This is a genomic window from Pseudomonas sp. MYb118, assembly GCF_040947875.1.
Lineage (GTDB): Bacteria > Pseudomonadota > Gammaproteobacteria > Pseudomonadales > Pseudomonadaceae > Aquipseudomonas.
Genome location: NZ_JBFRXN010000002.1, coordinates 648,432 through 667,020 on the forward strand (window position 1 = coordinate 648,432; position 18,589 = coordinate 667,020).

Here is an 18,589-nt window from a genome sequence, read left to right on the forward strand (position 1 = left end):
TCATGCACACGACAACCGGAAAAAACCGCCTGTCCCACTGGTCGCGGCTCGATACCGCGGTCGTCCTGCTGATCATCGCCAGCGCGCTGATGGTGGCCTGGATATCAATCAGCAATCGCCTGCACTGGTCGGCTCACTGGCCAGGTTACAGCGACTTGCTGACGACCCTGCCCGCCCCCAGCGCCTGGCTGCGCTGGGTCCTGGGTGACATCAGCGAGGTGGCGTTCTACAAACACGAGTTTGCCTCCATCGGCCTGCTGGCCGGCGCGTACCTGGCCTGGTGGGCCAACCGCACCCGGCGGCGCTGGCAAGGGTTTGCCATCTCCTACGGCAGCGGGTTATGGCCGTGGCTGGTGACCAGTTCGCTGCTCGGGTTGCTGCTGAGCAACCTGCTGTGGGGCTGGACGGTGACCGCGACGAGCTGGCAGCCCACCTTTGCAGCGTTCGTGTCACTGCCGGCAGCGATGGTGCTGATGTTCGGTGGCGGCTGGAAGGTCACGATCAACGGCGCGATCATGGGCGCCGCACTGGTGACGCCGATGTGCCTGCTGATGGTCAACTACCTGTGCAACCCGCTGGCATTACCGGTGGTGATTGGCAATGTCACGGGCATGGCGGTTGCCAGCGTACTGGCCTTTCTGCTCTGTCGTTACTGGCCCGGCCTGGTGAAGTCGGCGACTGCTGGCGAGCCACCTGCCGCGCCCGCCCCCGTGCAATCGCCGGACTACGGGGTCGTCTGGTACCTGCGTCGAGTCCTCGCGGACTTTTCCGAAGCACCGTTCTACGGCAATGAATGGGCGAGCCTCGGCCTGATTCTCGGTGCGTTGCTGGCGTTCACATTGAACCCGGCGAGCCCGGCCTATGGCTCGATGCTGTTGCCGCAACTGATTGGCGCCCAGGCGCTGACCTCGGCACTGGGCGTGCTGATCTGGCGTCGACACTGGATGGCCCATGGCTGGTACCCGACTTACATTCCCCTGGTCTCGGTGGTGCCCGCCGCACTGTTGAGTTACGGCGGGTCGTGGCAGGTGATCGTCATGAGCGCGCTGCTGGGTGCCTTGATTGCACCGCCGCTGGCCTGCGAAATCGGCAAGCGGCTGCCCGCCGACATGCATGGTTTCATCGCCAACGTGCTGTCCATGGCGATCAGTACCCTGCTGATCATTCCGTTCATCGGCTTTCTGATCGCCCACTGAGCCCTCACGGCTGTGCCGCAGGCGCGGTACAGTCACGCTCATCACAAGCAAGCGAGGTATCACATGGACTTGCCCAAACTGGCCATCGCCGCGCTCGGCGGTACTGTCAGCATGCAGGCCAGGAGCGCCGGAGAAGGTGTCATCCCGACCGTCAGTGGCGAAACCCTGCTGGCGTCCCTGCCGCAATTGAGGGCCATGGCGCGGGTAACGGTCGAAACCCTCGGACTGCTGCCCAGCGCTTCCCTGGATTTCGAGTTCCTGCTCAGCGTGCTCGGCTGGGCCAACGAGCAGGTCGAACAAGGCGCAACGGGCGTGGTGATCACCCAGGGCACTGACACCCTGGAAGAAACCGCGGCCTTCTTCGACTATCTGTGGGCGCACGATGAACCGCTGGTGCTGACGGGCGCCATGCGTTCGGCAGACCAGGCCGGGGCTGACGGCCCGGCGAATTTTCTCGACGGCTGCCGGGTAGCGCTGGCGGTCGAAAGTCGTCGAAGAGGCGTCCAGGTCGTGATGAACGGACAAATTCACTCGGCCGGGGCCGTGCGCAAGACCGACTCGTTGGCGCTGCAGGCATTCTCCTCCGCCATCGTCGGCCCGGTGGGGTTGATGGTAGAGGGCAACGTTCACTACCTGCGCCCACCCGGCCAACGCACCGTCCTGCCGGTGCCACAGCGCACGTCCCAGAACGTTGCCTTGCTGGAAGCGTCACTGTCCGCCGACAGCCTGTTGCTGGAGAACATCGTCGCCCTGGGTTACGACGGGCTGGTGATCGGCGGGTTCGGCGCCGGGCATGCTTCCGAGCGCTGGGCGGACGCCATCGTGCACATCGCCGAAAAGATCCCGGTGGTCATCGCCACACGCACCGGATCCGGCTCGACGGCCAGATCGAGCTACGGTTTCATCGGCAGCGAACGGGACCTGATCGACAAAGGCGCCTTCATGGCCGGATTTCTCTGCCCGCGCAAGGCCAGGATCCTGCTGTGGCTGCTGATCGGCTGCCAACGGCAGGACGAATTGGAACACCACCTCACCCCCCTGTAGGAGCGAGCTCGCTCGCGATGGTCGTCAACGATGACGCGGAGAGCCTGGAAGCCCGCGGTGTCTGGGCTTCCATCGCGAGCGAGCTCGCTCCTACAGAGGCATGCATTTCCCTGTGGGGGCGGGCTTGCTCGCGATGGTCTTCAACGATGACGCGGAGAACTTGGAAGCCCGAGGTGTCTGGGCTTCCATCGCGAGCTTGCTCGCTCCTACAGAGGCATGCATTTCCCTGTGGGAGCGGGCTTGCTCGCGATGGTCGTCAACGATGACGCGGAGAGTCTTGAAGCCCGTGGTGTCTGGGCTTCCATCGCGAGCAAGCTCGCTCCTACAGGGGGCGCGAGTGGCTTAGGGTTTGTGGGCCCGGGAGAGGAATTCGTGGGATTGCATTTCCAGCAGGCGGCTCAGGGTACGCTGGAATTCGAAGGTCAGACGACCACCGGTGTACAGGTCCTTCAGCTCGACTTCCGCGGAAATGATCAGCTTGACGTTCCGGTCATAGAATTCGTCGACCATGTTGATGAACCGGCGGGCGATGTCATCGGTGGTCACACTCATCTGCTCGACACCGCTGAGCAGCACGGCGTGGAAGATCTTGCCCAGTTCGATGTAATCGTTCTGGCTGCGCGGGCCGTCGCACAGTTCGCGGAAGTCGAACCAGGCCACGTCATCGCAGGTGCGCAGGGCGCGGATTTCGCGGTTTTCGATGATCAGTACATCGTTCTCCACCGCCGCCGTGCATTCCGGCGTCAGGGCGCGGAAGCTCTTGCGCAGGCTTTCGTGGGCCACTTCGTCCAGCGGGTAGTGGAACAGTTCCGCCTGTTCGAGGTGACGCAGACGATAGTCGACGCCGCTGTCGACGTTGACGATCTCGGTGTTCTGCTTGATCAGCGCGATGGCCGGCAGGAAACGCGCACGTTGCAGGCCGTCCTTGTACAGGCCGTCCGGCACGATGTTCGAGGTGGCGACCAAGGTCACGCCGTTCTTGAACAGCTCTTCCATCAGCGTGCCGAGGATCATCGCGTCGGTGATGTCGGAAACGAAGAATTCATCGAAGCAGATCACCCGCGACTCGGCGGCGAAACGCTTGGCGATGATGGTCAGCGGGTTTTTCTCGCCGCCCAGGGTTTTCATTTCTTCGTGCACGCGCTTCATGAAGCGGTGGAAGTGCGTACGGGTCTTTTCCTTGAACGGCAGCGCTTCGAAGAAGGTGTCGACCAGGTAAGTCTTGCCGCGCCCGACGCCGCCCCAGAAATACAGGCCCTTGACCGGGTGCTGATCTTTCTTGCCAAACAGCTTGCCCAGCAGGCCCGGCTTGTTCTGATCGGCAGCGATCAGATCGTCGTACAGGCGCTGCAAATGACGCACAGCCGTTTCCTGCGCGGCGTCATGGAAGAATTCCGGGCGTTTCAGATCAGCTTGATATCGTTCTAGGGGCGTCATAATTCGTTAGCAAGGCAACAAAAACGGGCCGTCACTTTAGCGATGGCCCGGGGGAATGGCAATCAGCCCTTGGTCGGGCCGTGCCGTCGTTTATTCCTGAACCGGTGTCAGCGCGACCCGCAAAGCGTCGATCGCACTGTCGCGAGCGGCGCTGTCGGCGAAGGTCGGGCTGTCGGCCACGCACTCGCCTTCCAGCCACACGCTGAAGCTCAGTGCTTCACTGCGCACGTCCAATGGCTGGCCGGCTTGCAGTTGTTTGCTCACCTGGCCGGCAGCTTTACCGTCGGCGAAGTTGCGCGACAACAGCAGTTGCTCGCCATCGGCCGCCAACAGACGGAAACGGAAACTGCCGTCGTCTTCACGGAAGCTGACGAAACGTGCTGCCTTCGCGGCCTTCTTCTTGGTGGTCGCCGCCACTTGCGCCTGGGCGACGAAAGAACGCAGGCCCACGGCCTCGCGCAGTTCGTTGAGGAACGGCGTGGCCACCGCACGGGCTTTTTTCGCACCGTGTTGCAGGATGTCTTCCAGGTCCGCCGGGCGCTCGATCAGCTGTTGATAACGCTCACGGGACTCGCCCAACTCGTTGTCCAGCAATTGGAACAGGCGGTTTTTCGCCTCGCCCCAACCCAGGCCCTGCAGCAGTTCGCTGCGGAACTCGTCGGCTTGCGCCGGGGTGGCAAAGGCCTGGAACAGGGTGAACAGGTGCGAGTTGTCCGGATCTTTCGCTTCGCCCGGGGCACGGGAGTCGGTAACGATCCGCGAAATCGCGTCTTTCATGTCCTTGGCGCTGCTGAACAACGGAATGGTGTTGTCGTAGCTTTTCGACATCTTGCGGCCGTCCAGGCCCGGCAAGGTGGCCACGCTTTCCTCGATCAGCGCTTCAGGCAGGGTGAAGAACTCCTTGCCCTGGCCAAACAGGTGGTTGAAGCGCTGGCCGATGTCGCGGGCCATCTCCACGTGCTGGATCTGGTCACGACCGACCGGCACCTTGTGCGCGTTGAACATCAGGATGTCCGCCGCCATCAGCACCGGGTAGCTGTACAAGCCCATGCTGATCCCGGCATCCGGGTCTTCGCCGGTCTCGACGTTCTTGTCCACCGAGGCCTTGTAGGCGTGGGCGCGGTTGAGCAGGCCCTTGGCGGCGACGCAGGTCAACAGCCAGGTCAGCTCGGGGATTTCCGGGATGTCGGACTGGCGATAGAAGGTCACGCGCTCCACATCCAGGCCACCGGCCAGCCAGGTCGCGGCGATTTCCAGGCGCGAGCGCTGGATGCGCAGCGGGTCATCGCACTTGATCAGGGCGTGGTAGTCGGCCAGGAAATAGAACGAATCGGCATTGCTGTCACGGCTGGCGACGATCGCCGGGCGGATGGCGCCAGCGTAGTTGCCCAGGTGCGGCGTGCCGGTGGTGGTGATGCCGGTGAGGATACGGGTACGAGTCGTCATGGGTAATCGCTTGTCAGACTGCAATCAATTCGAAAGACGCGGCAGGATAAGATCCTTGAGATCGGTCAGCTTGCCATGAAAAAAGTGTCCGCATTCTGCCACTTTCAGCAGCTCATGGGGGCGCTGGAGTTGCGCAGACCAGTCGTAGACGACTTGCGGCTCGATGACTTCGTCGGTTTCCGGCTGGATCACGGTCAGTTCACCGTGCTGCGGCAGTGGATCGGCATCGCCCAGGCGCATGACCGCCGGCGCCACCATGAACAGGTGCTTGAGCTGCTCGCCGCCGGCTTCCAGGCGCCCGCCGAGGCTGGCGGCGACAAAACCGCCGAAGGAAAAGCCGAACAGGGTCAGTGGCAGATCAGGGTGCTTGGCCCGCAGCCATGCCGCCGCGGCCTGGGCATCATCGACCTCGCCGGTGCCCATGTCGTGGCTGCCGGCGCTGGCGCCGACGCCACGGTAGTTGAAACGCAGGGTGATCAAGCCGGCATCACGTGCGGTGCGCTGCAGGGTCGATACGACTTTATTGAGCATGGTGCCGCCCTGCACCGGGTTGGGATGGCAGATCAATGCCACGCCACACGGGGCCTCGACTTCCAGGTAAAGGGCTTCCAGTTGACCCACCGGGCCATCAATCACTACAGGGGTTTCGCGCATAAGCAAGAAAGGAACTCCGTGACCTTGATTCGGGTCGACTCGTCTAGCAAATTGTCTGTGCCAGTGTATTGCGAGTGAATCGCGGTATACAGCGCAGGTTCGAGCCGTTAACGTAAAGCAAAGCCGTTTATAGAGGAAGGACTCGTGGAACACTCGCTCTTAGTTTGGTTGTTGCCGACTCTTGCCCTGGTCGTGGGTGTCGCCATTGGTTTCCTGATCGCTCGCCTGGTGCCGAACGCGGCCCCGAGCAGCACGCAACGTCAGCTGGATGACATTCAGGAACGCTTCGACAGTTATCAGAACGAGGTGGTCACCCACTTCAACAGCACCGCATCGCTGGTCAAGAAACTGACTCAGAGCTACCAGGAAGTGCAGGATCATCTTGCCGAGGGCGCCAACCGCCTGGCCCTGGACGAGCAGACCCGCCAACGCCTGCTGGCTTCGCTGCACTCCGAGGCGAGCGTGGCCGCGCCACGCGAGCGCCTGACACCGCCGCGCAACCAGGAGCCGCCGCGCGACTACGCGCCAAAAGCCCCGAACGCACCGGGCATGCTCGATGAGCATTATGGCTTGAAGAAGTAAGCAGCGTTCACGCCAATGAAAAGCCCCCGGACAGGTGATTGTCCGGGGGCTTTTTTGTGTCTGGTGGTTTTAGGGTGGCAGGTCTGGCCTATCGCGAGCAAGCTCGCTCCTACAGGGGCCAGCGGTGCTCTTGTAGGAGCGGGCTTGCCCGCGATAGGGCCATAAGCATCAACTCACAACCCTCAGCCCAACACCTCCCCCGCCACCTGATCAATCGCCTCCTTGGTGATGCCCACGATCAGGTCCGCCTCCGCTTCGGTCAGTACCAGCGGTGGTGCAAACCCCAGGATGTCGCCGTGGGGCATCGCCCGGGCGACCATGCCGCGTTCCAGGCAAGCCGCCGAAACCTTCGGGCCCACCTTCAAGGCGGCATCGAAGGGCGTGCGCTGCTCGCGGTCCGCCATGAACTCGACCGCCGCCAGCATGCCGTCACCGCGCACTTCGCCTACCAGCGGGTGGCCTTCGAGGGTTTCGCGCAGCCGCCGGTTGAGGTACGCACCGACCTTGTCGGCATTGGACGTAAGGTTTTCCCGCTCGAGGATGTCGAGGTTGGCCAGGGCGGCGGCCGCGCAGACCGGGTGCCCGGAGTAGGTCCAGCCATGCCCCATCGGCCCCTGGGACTCGGAAGCCTTTTCGATCACATCCCACACCTTTTCGCCGACGATCACCGCCGACAACGGTGCATAGGCACTGGTCAGCCCTTTCGCGGTGGTAATCAGGTCCGGGCGCATGCCGTAGCGCTGGCTGCCCATCTTCGACCCCAGGCGACCAAAGGCGCAGACCACTTCATCGGCAATCAGCAACACGTCATATTTGTTCAGCACGGCCTGGATCGCAGCCCAATAGCCAGCCGGTGGCACGATGATGCCGCCGGTGCCCATCAACGGCTCGCCGATGAACGCGGCCACGGTGTCCGGGCCTTCGGCCAGGATCATTTTTTCCAGCTCGTCGGCGCAATAACCGACGAACGCCGCTTCATCCATGCCGGTCGGCGCCTTGCGATACCAGTGCGGGCAAACGGTGTGCTTGATGCCTTCGGCCGGCAGGTCGAAATGCTGGTGGAAGCTGGGCAGGCCGGTCAGGCTGCCGGTCATGATGCCCGAGCCGTGATAGCCACGGTCGCGGGAGATGATTTTCTTCTTCTGCGGCCGCCCCAGCACGTTGTTGTAATAGCGCACCAGCTTGATCTGGGTTTCGTTGGCATCGGAACCGGACAGGCCGTAATAGACCTTTTTCATACCTTCCGGCGCCCAGTCGATGATGCGGCTCGACAGTTCGATGATGGCCTCGGTCGAGTGGCCCACGTAGGTGTGGTAGTAGGCCAGCTCCTTGGCCTGCTTGTAGATGGCGTCGGCCACTTCGGTACGGCCGTAGCCGATGTTGACGCAATACAGCCCGGCGAAGGCGTCGATCAGTTCACGGCCTTCATGGTCGCGGATGCGGATGCCCGACGCGCTCTTGATGATGCGCCCCTTGAGCGCACCGCTGGCATGGTCATGGGCGTGGGTCGAGGGGTGCATGAAGTGGGCACGGTCTTGCTCGAACAGCGCGTCGAATTCTTGGTTCATGGCAATCTCCTTAAAAAGTCGGGCCTCAGAACTGGCCTTGATGGTGCAGACAGAAGTATTTGGTCTCGACAAAGGCTTCGAAGCCCTCGGTGCCGCCTTCACGGCCCAGCCCCGAGGCTTTCATGCCCCCGAACGGGATCGGATGGCCGGTGAATTTGACGCCGTTGACCGCGACCATCGCGTGGTCGAGCCGGCGGATCAGCGGGTAGATCAGGTCCAGGCGATTGGAACAAATGTAGGCCGCCAGACCGTATTCGGTGTCGTTGGCCATCTCGATGGCCTGGTCGAGGGTGTCGAACGGCATCACCCCGGCAATCGGTGCAAAGTTCTCTTCGCGGTAAATGCGCATTTGCGGGGTGACATCCGCCAGCACCGTGGGCTGGTAGAACAGCCCGCCGAGTGCGTGGGCCTCGCCCCCCACCAGCCGTTGTGCGCCCTGCTGCAAGGCATCGGCCACGCGCTCGGCGGTTACGTCGAAGGCGGCCTGGTGCATCAACGGACCGATATCGACCTGCTGCTCACGCTCACCGAGCATGGCCGGGCCGACACGCAACTCACGGACTGCCGCGGCAAAGCGCTGGAGAAATTGCGGATAGATCGAGCGCTCGACCATGATCCGGTTGGCGGCGCAGCAATCCTGGCCGGATGTCTGGAACTTGGCTTCTACCGCCACCTTCACGGCCAGCGTCAGATCGGCATCGGCGCAGACAATGAAAGGCGCATTGCCGCCCAGTTCCAGCGCGACTTTCTTCACGTCCTGGGCAGCGGCTTGCAGCACCAGTTGACCGACGCGGGTGGACCCGGTGAAGCTCACCGAGCGTACGCGCTTGTCCTGCACCAGGGTCTGCATGGCCATCTGCGGCTCGCCCAACACCACGTTGAACACACCAGCGGGGAACCCCGCCTCTTCCGCCAGTTGCGCCAGGGCGAACGCCGAGTACGGGGTTTCGTGGGCCGGCTTGATGACCACGGTGCAACCGGCCGCCAGGGCTGCGGCAGCCTTGCGGGTGATCATCGCCGAAGGGAAATTCCACGGCGTCAGCAATGCACAGACGCCGACCGGCTCCTTGACCGTGCCCAGGTGAGCACCGGGGATGTGACTGGGAATGTTCTGCCCATACAGGCGTCGGGCCTCTTCGGCAAACCACGGGATGAAACTGGCGGCATAGGCGATTTCACCGCGGGACTCGGCCAGGGATTTGCCCTGCTCCAGGCTGAGAATCCGCGCCAGGTCTTCCTGATGCTCGAGAATCAACGCCGCCCAACGCCGCAGAATCGCTCCGCGCGCTTCGAGGCTCTGCTCGCGCCAATCGGCGAACGCCCGGTGCGCGGCATCGACGGCCGCGACGATCTGCGGCTGATCGAGCATGGGCACATGGCCAATCAACGTCTGGTCCGCCGGGTTGTGCACGGCGATGCTGTGGCCGCTGTCGCTGTGCACCCAATGGCCATCGACGTAGCAAAGTGCTTTGAACAGCAAGGGATGTTTGTAGGTCATGGCGTGAACTCCGAACCGTGTGCGTGGAGTCCATGCTAGGGCAGCGAGGGGTTGGGCAATTGCGGTTTGGTGGGGGGTGGGCAGGTGGTTTTTTCTGATTGAGCGGGGGTGATTCAGAGGTTTTTGCGGTGGGGCTACCAACATCAATCCCCCCCTGTGGGAGCGAGCCTGCTCGCGATGAGGCCAGCAATTTCAACATCACTGTTGCATGAGATACCGCATCGCGAGCAGGCTCGCTCCCACAGTTTGTTGTGTGGTGATCTGGAGATCAGGACTCCTGAGCCAGCTCCGCCGGCAACGCCCCGGCTGTCTTGATGGTCTTGGTGACGATGTAGGTGAAGTACCGCTCGATGCCCAGGTCGTCGAGCAGCAACTGGTCGATGAAGCGCTGGTAATGGTCGATGTCCGGCGCCTGGATCATTGCCATGTAATCGACCCCTCCGCCGGTCGCGTAACAGAAGGCCACTTCGGGCGCGTCGCTCATGCGCTGTTCGAAACGGCGCATGTCCTGCGCGGTGTGCCGGGCCAGGGTGATTTCCACCAGCACCTGCTGGCTCTTGAACACCGCGCCCCAGTCGATCTGCGCCCGGTACCCTTTGATCAGGCCGAGGGCTTCCAGTTTGCGCACACGCTCCCAGGCCGGGGTGACCGACAGGTTGATCGCCTCGGCCAGGCTCGACTTGGTGATACGCCCGTCGTCAGCGAGGATCCGCAGGATTTTCAGGTCATAGCGATCGAGTTTGTGCATGGGCGAAGGGCTCCCGAATCAATAAGGCCCCCTGTAGGAGCGAGCTTGCTCGCGATGGCGGTGTATCAGTCACCATTGATCTCGACTGACACACCGCATCGCGAGCAAGCTCGCTCCTACAGGGGTACATGGCGTCAGTCCAGTATGTCCGCAATCACTGCAATGGTGTCGCCACACTGCACCAACCCCGGGAAATGCCTGGCTGCCAACAGGCCACTGCGGGCAGCGCGATACTCCACCGGGGACACGCCGCTGCGGGTGGCGTCGTAGACCCGGGCGATGACTTCGCCCTGGTCCACGGTGTCGCCCAGGTCGCGGCACATTTCCAGCAAACCGTCGTGTTCACTGGCGATGAAGCAATCGCCATCGGGCATGTCGAGCATGACCGACGGCGCCGTCTGCACCTCGCCCTGCAAAATCCCGGCATGCACCAGCAGGTTGCGCACGCCCCGCTCGGCGATCGCCACACTGCGTGCCGATGACGAACCGCCACCGCCCAACTCGGTGGTGACGAACACCTTGCCCTGCGACTCGGCGGCAGTGTCGTACATCGCCCCGGCATCCAGCTCCAGCATGCGCATGCTGTACGGCGCGTTGAACGCGCGCATGCCCGCCTCGCAACGTGCCTGCTGCTGTTTGTCCGGCAGCACATGGCACGCGGCGAAAGGCAGGAAATCCAGGGTGCGCCCGCCGGAGTGGATATCCAGCACGATGTCGGCCAGGGGCAGCAAGGTGCGGGTGAAGTAGTCAGCGATCTTCTCGGTCACCGTGCCGTCCGGCTTGCCGGGAAAACTGCGGTTGAGGTTGCCCTTGTCGATGGGCGACGTGCGCCGCCCGGCGTGAAACGCCGGGGTGTTCATGAACGGGATGATGATGACCCGCCCGCTGACCTCGGCGGCCGTCAGGCCTTGCGCCAATTTGCTCAGGGCCACCGGGCCCTCGTACTCGTCACCGTGGTTGCCGCCGGTGAGCAGCGCGGTCGGGCCTTCGCCGTTCGCGATGACCGTGACCGGGATCATCACCGCGCCCCAGGCCGAATCGTCCCGGGAATACGGCAGTTTGAGAAACCCGTGCTGCACGCCTTCGCGGCTGAAATCCAGCGTGGCACTGATCGGGTTGGCAGGCAGATCGCTCATGGGCTCAATCCTTCACGAACAGTTGGCGTGGCACATTGCACAGCGTCTCGACGCCGGTGTCAGTGATCAGGATGCTCTCGGTGATTTCCAGCCCCCAATCGTCCATCCACAGGCCCGGCATGAAGTGGAACGTCATGCCTGGTTGCAACACGCTGGTGTCGCCGGGGCGCAGGCTCATGGTGCGCTCGCCCCAGTCCGGCGGATAACTGATACCGATCGGGTAGCCGCAGCGGCTGTCCTTGTGGATGCCGAACTTCTCCAGCACCTTGAAAAACGCCACGGCGATGTCACCGGTGGTGTTGCCCGGCTTGGCCGCTTCCAGGCCGGCGGCGATGCCTTCGACCACGGCTTTCTCGCCCTCGAGGAAATGTTGTGGCGGCTTGCCCAGGAACACCGTGCGCGACAACGGGCAGTGGTAACGCTTGTAGCAACCGGCGATCTCGAAAAAGGTGCCGGCGCCTGTTTCGAATGGCGAATCGTCCCAGGTCAGGTGCGGCGCGCTGGCATCGGCACCGGTCGGCAACAACGGCACGATGGCCGGGTAATCACCGCCATGGCCGTCGGCGCCCTGGATGCCGCTGCTGTAGATCTCGGCCACCAGCTCGTTCTTGCGCATGCCCGGCTCGATCCGTTCGAGGATCCGCCCGTGCATGTTTTCGACGATGCGCGCGGCGATGCGCATGTAGGCGATTTCCTGTGGCGACTTGACCGCCCGCTGCCAGTTCACCAGCCCGACCGCATCGACCAGCCTGGCCTTGGGCAGATTCTTCTGCAGCGACAGATAGGCTGCAGCGCTGAAATAGTAGTTGTCCATTTCAACGCCGATGGTCAGCGCCTCCCAACCCCGGGCGGCGATCACTTCCCGCGACAGGTAGTCCATGGGATGGCGCTCGCGGGACTGCACGTAGATGTCCGGGTAACCGACGATGTTGTCCTGCTGCATGAACACCGTGCGCTTGGCGCCGTTGGCATCCTGGCCGCGTCCGAACCACACCGGCTCGCCATCCAGCGCCAGCAGCACGCACTGGTGAACATAAAACGACCAACCGTCGTAGCCGGTCAGCCAGGCCATGTTCGATGGATCGGTGACCAGCAACAGCTCGATGCCCTGGGCCTGCATGGCCACTCGCACCTTGGCCAGCCGCTGCGCATATTCCTCCCGGCTGAACGGGAGATTGACGACTATCTGAGACATGTACCTGCCCTCGTGTAGATGAAGCGGGATAAATGACGCGCGGATAAAAAACAGTCAGCTGCCGAACTGAAACCCTTTGCCGGCCGAGCGCGCACGCTCGAACGCCAGATTGGCCATGGCCGTGTCCTGGGCGCCGGTACCGGTGAGGTCACACAGGGTGACTTGCGTGGCCTGCGTGCGACCGGGTCGTTGGCCGGCCAGCACCTGGCCCAGCTCGGCAAAGCCCGCCTCATCGCTGATGACGCCCGCGGCCAAGGCGTGGTGCAACTCGCCGAGAATGCGTGTCTGGCTCAGGCGATCAGCCACGTAGCGGTCGACCTGCGCCAACGCCTGCGGGGCAATTTCGTTCTTGTGCTCGGCATCCGACCCCATGGCGGTAATGTGCAGGCCAGGATGCAAATGGCGCACGTCGATCAACGGCTCACGGCTCGGTGTGCAGGTGATGGCGATATCGACCCCGGTCATGGCCTCGTCGACGCTCGCACAGGGCCGCACGTCCAGGCCGCTGTCGCGGGCCAATTCGACGCAGAAGGCCTGGGCCTTGGCCGAGTCCCGTGCCCACACCCGTACGTTGTCGATGGGACGCACCAGGCGCAGCGCCTGCAACTGTAATGCGGCCTGCTCGCCGGCGCCGATCAGCGCCACGCTGCGGCTGTCGGCCCGCGACAGCGCCCGCGCCGCCACCGCCCCGGCCGCCGCCGTGCGCACGGCCGTCAGGTAACCGTTGTCCAGCAACAAGGCGTCGAGCAGGCCGGTGCGCGCCGACAGCAGCATCATCATGCCGTTGAGGCTGGGCAGGCCGAGTTTCGGGTTATCGAAAAATCCCGGGCTGACCTTGATCGCAAAGCGCTCGAGGCCCGGCAGGTAGGCGGTTTTCACATCCACCTCGCCGTTGTGCTCGGGAATGTCCAGGCGCAGGATCGGCGGCATTGCCACCGCAGCAGTGGCCAGCAGCACGAAGGCTTGCTCGACGGCTTCGATACTGGGCAAATCCAGCGCCACACAGGCGCGCAGATCGGCTTCGCTCAACAACGTGATTTCACTCATCGACGCGTGCTCCCGTGGAGTCGTTATGGTGGGTGTTCATGCCTCAGCACCGGCGAGCACCCGCAGGTGCTGGTCGGTGTCGACATTGCGCCCGCTGACCACCACCACGACCGGTCCCAACGGCTCGATCAGGCCTTCGAGCAAGGCGCCGATTCCCACGACAGCAGCGCCTTCGAGCACCAGGCGTTCTTCGCGGTAGGCATGGCGCAGGGCATTGGCGATGGCGGTTTCGCTGAGCAGGTGCAGGTGATCGCAAGTGGCGCGAGTCATGTTGAAGGTGTAACGGTTGTCCAGGCCGATACCGCCGCCGAGGGAGTCGGCCAGGGTCGGCAGCTCCTCGACTTCCACGGGGTGCCCGGCCGAGAGGCTGGCGTGCATTGCCGCACCACGCTGCATGCTGATGCCGTGGGTGATGACCTGCGGGTGGGCACTTTTCAGCGCCAGCGCCACACCGGCGAACAGGCCGCCACCGGACAACGGCACCAACACCTGGGCGACGTCCGGTTGCTGCTCGAGGATCTCCAGCCCCAGCGTGCCCTGCCCGGCAATGATCGCCGGGTGATCGAACGGCGGCAGCAGCGTCGCGCCTTGCTCGGCGGCGATCCGCTGGGCTTCGCGCTGGGCATCGTCCTGGGAATGGCCGACGATGCAGACTTCGGCACCGAGATCACGGATGGCCTGGACCTTGTTGCCCGGTACCAGTTGCGACAGGCAGATGGTGGCCTTCACCCCCAGTCGGGACGCGGCGTAAGCCAGCGCCCGCCCGTGGTTGCCAGTGGACGCGGCGACCACGCCACGACCCTTTTCCTCGGCACTGAGTTGCGCCACGGCGTTGCTCGCACCGCGCAACTTGAAGCTGCCAGTAATCTGCTGCGATTCGAGCTTGAGATAAACCGGCACCCCCAGCAGCCGCGACAGGCTGGGCGAATGCTCCATGGGCGTGCGCCGCACCAGCGGTTCGATTCGCTGGCGGGCGAGGTAGACATCGTTGAGCTGTAGCACTGGCATGACCGCGTCCCGATGAGGTGTTGGGCGCAGTCTAAGAGGGCAGGATTGTCACACTGAATGTACTAGGGCAATTTAGCCGACAAATTTTTCGCCAAGCTTTTCTTGCTCAGAAATCGTGGATTCGCGGGTACTGGCCGAAAATTTCGCGCATGTTGATCAAGGCTTCGCGCGCTTCCTCATCACTGCATTCGGCGCCGACACACACCCTTACCGCCCGTGCCTTGGGCGTGCCACGCACGGTGAATGGATCGGGCGATGTCACCGCGATGTGCCGATGGCGCAGGGCCCGGACCAGGCTGTCGACCTCCCAGTGCGGCGGTATCGCGACCCAGGCATTCAGGGCATGCGGATGCTGGCCCAGCACATACTCGCCCAGGTGCTCGGTCACCATCGCCTGGCGCGCGGACAACATTTGCCGCTGCAAGCGCAGCAGCGTATCGGCGCGACCATCGCGAATCCAGCGCGTGGCAATTTCCGAGACCATCGGCGTACCCATCCAGCTGTTGACCCGCAGGATGCTCTCGGTGCGCAGGGCCAGGCGCTTGGGCATGACCAGGTAACCCACACGCAAACCGGTCAGCACCGATTTGGTCATGCTGGTGCAGTAGAACGACAGCTCTGGCAGATAGTGACTGATCGGCGGCGCATGGCGCTCTTCGAGCAAGGGGCCGTACACGTCGTCCTCGATGATGTGCACGCCAAAGCGCCGGGCGATCTCGGCGATCTCCCGACGGCGGCTGTCGGGCATTAGTGTGGTGGTCGGGTTGTTCAGGTTCGGCGTGCACACCAGTGCGGTGATGCGCTCGTTGCTGCACATGTCCTCGAAGTGTTCCGGGTCGATGCCGTAGCGGTCCATTTCCAGGCCCTTGAGGGTGAACCCCAGTACTTGGGAATTGCCGATCACCCCATGGTCGGTGCTGCCTTCACACAGCACCACATCATCGGGCCCGGCCAGCGAGGCCAACGCCAGGAATATCGCGTGGGCGGCGCCGTTGGTGATGAGGATATCGTCACGCTCGACCTTGAGGCCCTGGCGGGCGATCCAGTGCATCGCCGCTTCACGGTGCGACTCGAACCCGGCAATCGGGCGAAACGCGTGAATCCACGGCTGATCCTCCTCGGTGCTCAGCTCCCGGCAGGTGTCGCGCCAGAACTGGTCGTGCTCGCGGGTGTGCAGGATGCGCGCGATGGAAAAGTCCACGAGTGCTCGCTCGGGGCTGTCGAGGATGTAGGTGGCAACCCGGTCGCTCATGCGCCGCGAGACAAAACTGCCACGCCCGACTTCGCAACGCACCAGGCCCTGGCGCTCCAGCTCCTTGTAAGCGTTGGTCACCGTCTGCACGCTGATGCCCATGGCATCGGCCACATTGCGCTGTGGCGGCAGACGCTGGTCGTTGGCCAGCACGCCCTGCTCGATATCGGCAGCGATGGCCTGCACCAGGATCTTGTATTTGGATTCGCCGCTGCGGGCGACATCCAGGGCTGCTTTCCACTTATTCATCAACGCTGGAACCCGCGTGATTGACCGTGCCGACAGGATCTCCCGAGAATCCGTGCAAAGCAATTGTCCTAGTGCAATGCAATGTGGCACAGGGCTTTTGTATGCTCGGTCCAAGGTCGACCACCTGGCTTGTCAGCAGGTTTGCAAAATAAAACCAATCGATCTGTACCGGTGCGCTGTCCAAACCTGACATCGACGCTCGTACGCTTTGCTCTTGTCACACTGCCTCCTAACACAGAGCCGTCAACGACGGGTCCACAAGAAACAGGAGATTTTATCGATGAGCAATTCCCTTCCCCGCAATTCTCATGCTTTGCGTCGCCTGTTCCTGGCGTGCACGATGTTCGGCCTGGCCGCTGGCGCCCATGCCGCGACCACACTGGAAAACATCACCAGCAACAGCAGCATCCGCATCGGCTACGCCAACGAAACGCCCTTCGCCTTTACCGAGACCGATGGCCGCGTCACCGGTGAGTCGCCGGAAATCGCCAAGGTCATCTTCGCCAAAATGGGCATCAAGCAGGTCAACGGTGTGTTGACCGAATGGGGCTCGCTGATCCCTGGCTTGCGCGCCGGACGTTTCGATGTGATTGCCGCCGGCATGTACATCACCCCCGAGCGCTGCAAGCAGGTGATCTTCACCGATCCTCAATATCAGTTGCCCGATGCCCTGCTGACCGCCAAAGGCAACCCGAAAAACCTGCACAGCTATGAAGACATCGCGAAGAATCCGGAGGTGAAACTGGCGATCATGGCCGGCACGGTCAACCTCAAATATGCCCGGGATTCCGGCGTGAAAGACGCGCAGATCCTCCAGGTGCCCGACACCACCGCCCAGTTGCAGGCCGTGCGCGCCGGTCGTGCCGATGCCGCAGTGGGCACTCAGTTGACCATGAAAGGCCTGGCCGCCAAGGGCGGTGACAAGGTCGAGGCGGTCACCGAGTTCAAGGATGACCCGGCGCACACCGGCTACGGCGCCCTCGCCTTCCGCCCCGAAGACAAGGACCTGCGCGATGCGGTCAATGCCGAGCTGAAAAAATGGCTGGGCTCCGAAGACCACCTCAAGACAGTCGCGCCGTTTGGCTTCGACAAATCCAACGTGACAAGCAAAACGGCCGCCGAGCTCTGCGCTCAATAGCCGAAACAGGCATGGCGCTGCGGCGTGATGCCTATTTCCCTGCTTAATCGGGATGTTGAACCATGGGTGAATTACTTCCGCTGTTGATACAAGGCGCCTGGGTCACGCTCCAGGTGACCTTCTTCGGTTCGTTGCTGGCGATTGTCGCGGCCATTCTCGCCGCGCTCGGGCGCATGTCGCCCTGGCGGTTGCTGAGCTGGTTTTCGGTGGCCTACATCGAGGTGTTTCGCGGCACGTCGCTGCTGGTGCAACTGTTCTGGCTGTTTTTCGTACTGCCATTGCCACCGTTCAACATTGAACTGAGCCCTTATGCCGTGGCCATCGTCGGACTCGGCCTGCACATCGGCGCCTACGGTGCGGAGGTGATGCGCGGTGCGATCAGCTCCGTGGCCAAGGGTCAGTACGAAGCGGCCACCGCGTTGAATTTCAGTGGCTACAAGCGGTTTCGCCGGATCATTCTGCCCCAGGCATTGCTGGCCGCGATTCCTCCCGGCACCAACCTGTTGATCGAACTGTTGAAAAACACCTCGCTGGTGTCGCTGATCACCCTGTCCGACCTGAGCTTTCGCGCCCGGCAACTGGATCAGGCCACGTTCCAGACCCTGGAAATCTTCAGCCTGGCGCTGGTGATGTATTTCATCCTCGCCCAGGCCATCAACCTCGGCATGCGCGGCATCGAGCGTCGCCTGGCACGCGGCCGGATGCGTGGAGGTCTGTCATGACCCTGTTCGACTGGACGTATGCCTGGCAGATCCTGCCCGACCTGCTGCGCGCCTCACTCAACACCGTGGGCATTACCCTGATCGGCTTCCTGATCGCCATCGTGCTGGGGCTGTTTCTCGCCATTGGCAGGCGCAGCCGCCTGTACTGGGTGTCGTGGCCGATTGCCGGGACCATCGAATTCATCCGTAGCACACCGCTGCTGATCCAGGTGTATTTCCTCTACTACGTGCTGCCCAACTACGGGGTGAGCATGTCGGCCATGCAGGTCGGGATCGTCGGCATCGGCGTGCATTACGCCTGCTACATCGCCGAGGTCTATCGCGGCGGGCTGGACGCCGTGCCACGGGCACAATGGGAAGCCGTCACCGCGCTGAACATCGCTCCGTACAGCGCCTACCGCAACATCATCCTGCCCCAGGCCCTGCGGCCGATCCTGCCGCCGTTGGGCAACTACCTGGTGGCGATGCTCAAGGACACGCCGGTGCTGTCGGCCATCACCGTGGTCGAAATCATGCAACAGGCCAAGAACATCGGCTCCGAGAACTTCCGCTACCTGGAACCGATCACCATGGTCGGCCTGTTTTTCCTCGCCCTGAGCATCGCCCTGGCTTATCTGGTACGGCGCCTCGAACTGCGCCTGGAGCTACGCTAATGACTTCTCCACTCTC

Annotated in this window: 17 protein-coding genes; 6 read left to right on the forward strand and 11 right to left on the reverse strand. The window is 63.0% G+C overall.

Annotation, left to right across the window (positions count from 1 at the left end; translation table 11 throughout):
• The first annotated feature begins 2 nt into the window (after positions 1-2).
• Entirely contained in the window at positions 3-1,196 is a 1,194-nt protein-coding gene (locus tag ABVN20_RS08735) for a hypothetical protein (RefSeq protein WP_368555256.1), read from the forward strand.
• A gap of 63 nt (positions 1,197-1,259) precedes the next feature.
• Complete coding sequence (locus tag ABVN20_RS08740; protein ID WP_368555257.1) at positions 1,260-2,240, forward strand: asparaginase; 981 nt, start codon at positions 1,260-1,262, stop codon at positions 2,238-2,240.
• Positions 2,241-2,582: 342 nt separating this feature from the next.
• On the opposite strand, the gene zapE is transcribed toward ABVN20_RS08740, so the two are convergent.
• The 3 genes from zapE to ABVN20_RS08755 form a co-directional block, all read right to left on the reverse strand.
• A complete protein-coding gene (zapE, locus tag ABVN20_RS08745; protein WP_368555258.1) occupies positions 2,583-3,677 on the reverse strand; it encodes a cell division protein ZapE in 1,095 nt (364 codons plus the stop codon).
• A gap of 90 nt (positions 3,678-3,767) precedes the next feature.
• Positions 3,768-5,123, reverse strand: a complete 1,356-nt coding sequence (locus ABVN20_RS08750) for a tryptophan--tRNA ligase (protein WP_368555259.1) — start codon at positions 5,121-5,123, stop codon at positions 3,768-3,770.
• 24 nt (positions 5,124-5,147) lie between these two features.
• Positions 5,148-5,777, reverse strand: coding sequence for an alpha/beta hydrolase (locus tag ABVN20_RS08755; protein WP_368555260.1), 630 nt, complete (start codon positions 5,775-5,777; stop codon positions 5,148-5,150).
• 144 nt (positions 5,778-5,921) lie between these two features.
• On the opposite strand from ABVN20_RS08755, the gene ABVN20_RS08760 reads away from it, so the two are divergent.
• A complete protein-coding gene (locus ABVN20_RS08760; protein WP_368555261.1) occupies positions 5,922-6,359 on the forward strand; it encodes a YhcB family protein in 438 nt (145 codons plus the stop codon).
• Positions 6,360-6,541: 182 nt separating this feature from the next.
• Here the strand turns inward: ABVN20_RS08760 and ABVN20_RS08765 are convergent, their stop codons facing one another.
• From ABVN20_RS08765 to ABVN20_RS08800, 8 genes are all read right to left on the reverse strand, one after another.
• On the reverse strand, positions 6,542-7,927 hold the full coding sequence (locus ABVN20_RS08765) for an aspartate aminotransferase family protein (protein ID WP_368555262.1): 1,386 nt from the start codon (positions 7,925-7,927) through the stop codon (positions 6,542-6,544).
• A 25-nt stretch (positions 7,928-7,952) separates the two neighbouring features.
• Positions 7,953-9,425, reverse strand: coding sequence for an NAD-dependent succinate-semialdehyde dehydrogenase (locus tag ABVN20_RS08770; RefSeq protein WP_368555263.1), 1,473 nt, complete (start codon positions 9,423-9,425; stop codon positions 7,953-7,955).
• A 268-nt stretch (positions 9,426-9,693) separates the two neighbouring features.
• Positions 9,694-10,173: an Lrp/AsnC family transcriptional regulator gene (locus ABVN20_RS08775; RefSeq protein ID WP_368555264.1), complete on the reverse strand. Its 480-nt coding sequence runs from the start codon at positions 10,171-10,173 to the stop codon at positions 9,694-9,696.
• A 134-nt stretch (positions 10,174-10,307) separates the two neighbouring features.
• Entirely contained in the window at positions 10,308-11,309 is a 1,002-nt protein-coding gene (gene doeB / locus ABVN20_RS08780) for a N(2)-acetyl-L-2,4-diaminobutanoate deacetylase DoeB (RefSeq protein ID WP_368555265.1), read from the reverse strand.
• Between the two features lie 4 nt (positions 11,310-11,313).
• Complete coding sequence (gene doeA / locus ABVN20_RS08785) at positions 11,314-12,504, reverse strand: ectoine hydrolase DoeA (protein WP_368555266.1); 1,191 nt, start codon at positions 12,502-12,504, stop codon at positions 11,314-11,316.
• Between the two features lie 54 nt (positions 12,505-12,558).
• The gene (gene eutC, locus ABVN20_RS08790) at positions 12,559-13,551 is read right to left on the reverse strand and encodes an ectoine utilization protein EutC (protein ID WP_368555267.1); all 993 of its coding nucleotides are present in this window, start codon (positions 13,549-13,551) and stop codon (positions 12,559-12,561) included.
• Positions 13,552-13,587: 36 nt separating this feature from the next.
• Positions 13,588-14,559, reverse strand: a complete 972-nt coding sequence (gene eutB, locus ABVN20_RS08795) for a hydroxyectoine utilization dehydratase EutB (RefSeq protein WP_368555268.1) — start codon at positions 14,557-14,559, stop codon at positions 13,588-13,590.
• A gap of 106 nt (positions 14,560-14,665) precedes the next feature.
• Positions 14,666-16,060 carry a PLP-dependent aminotransferase family protein gene (locus ABVN20_RS08800; protein ID WP_368555269.1) on the reverse strand — a complete coding sequence of 465 codons (1,395 nt, stop codon included), beginning with the start codon at positions 16,058-16,060 and terminating at the stop codon, positions 14,666-14,668.
• A 280-nt stretch (positions 16,061-16,340) separates the two neighbouring features.
• Between ABVN20_RS08800 and ehuB the strand changes: the two genes are divergently transcribed.
• From ehuB to ehuD, 3 genes are all read left to right on the forward strand, one after another.
• Positions 16,341-17,198 (forward strand): ectoine/hydroxyectoine ABC transporter substrate-binding protein EhuB, encoded by an 858-nt coding sequence (gene ehuB, locus ABVN20_RS08805; RefSeq protein ID WP_368555270.1) that lies wholly within the window; start codon positions 16,341-16,343, stop codon positions 17,196-17,198.
• Between the two features lie 62 nt (positions 17,199-17,260).
• Entirely contained in the window at positions 17,261-17,920 is a 660-nt protein-coding gene (gene ehuC, locus ABVN20_RS08810) for an ectoine/hydroxyectoine ABC transporter permease subunit EhuC (RefSeq protein ID WP_368555271.1), read from the forward strand.
• Entirely contained in the window at positions 17,917-18,573 is a 657-nt protein-coding gene (gene ehuD, locus ABVN20_RS08815; protein ID WP_368555272.1) for an ectoine/hydroxyectoine ABC transporter permease subunit EhuD, read from the forward strand. The genes ehuC and ehuD overlap by 4 nt, the downstream gene beginning before the upstream one ends.
• The last annotated feature ends 16 nt before the right edge of the window (positions 18,574-18,589 follow it).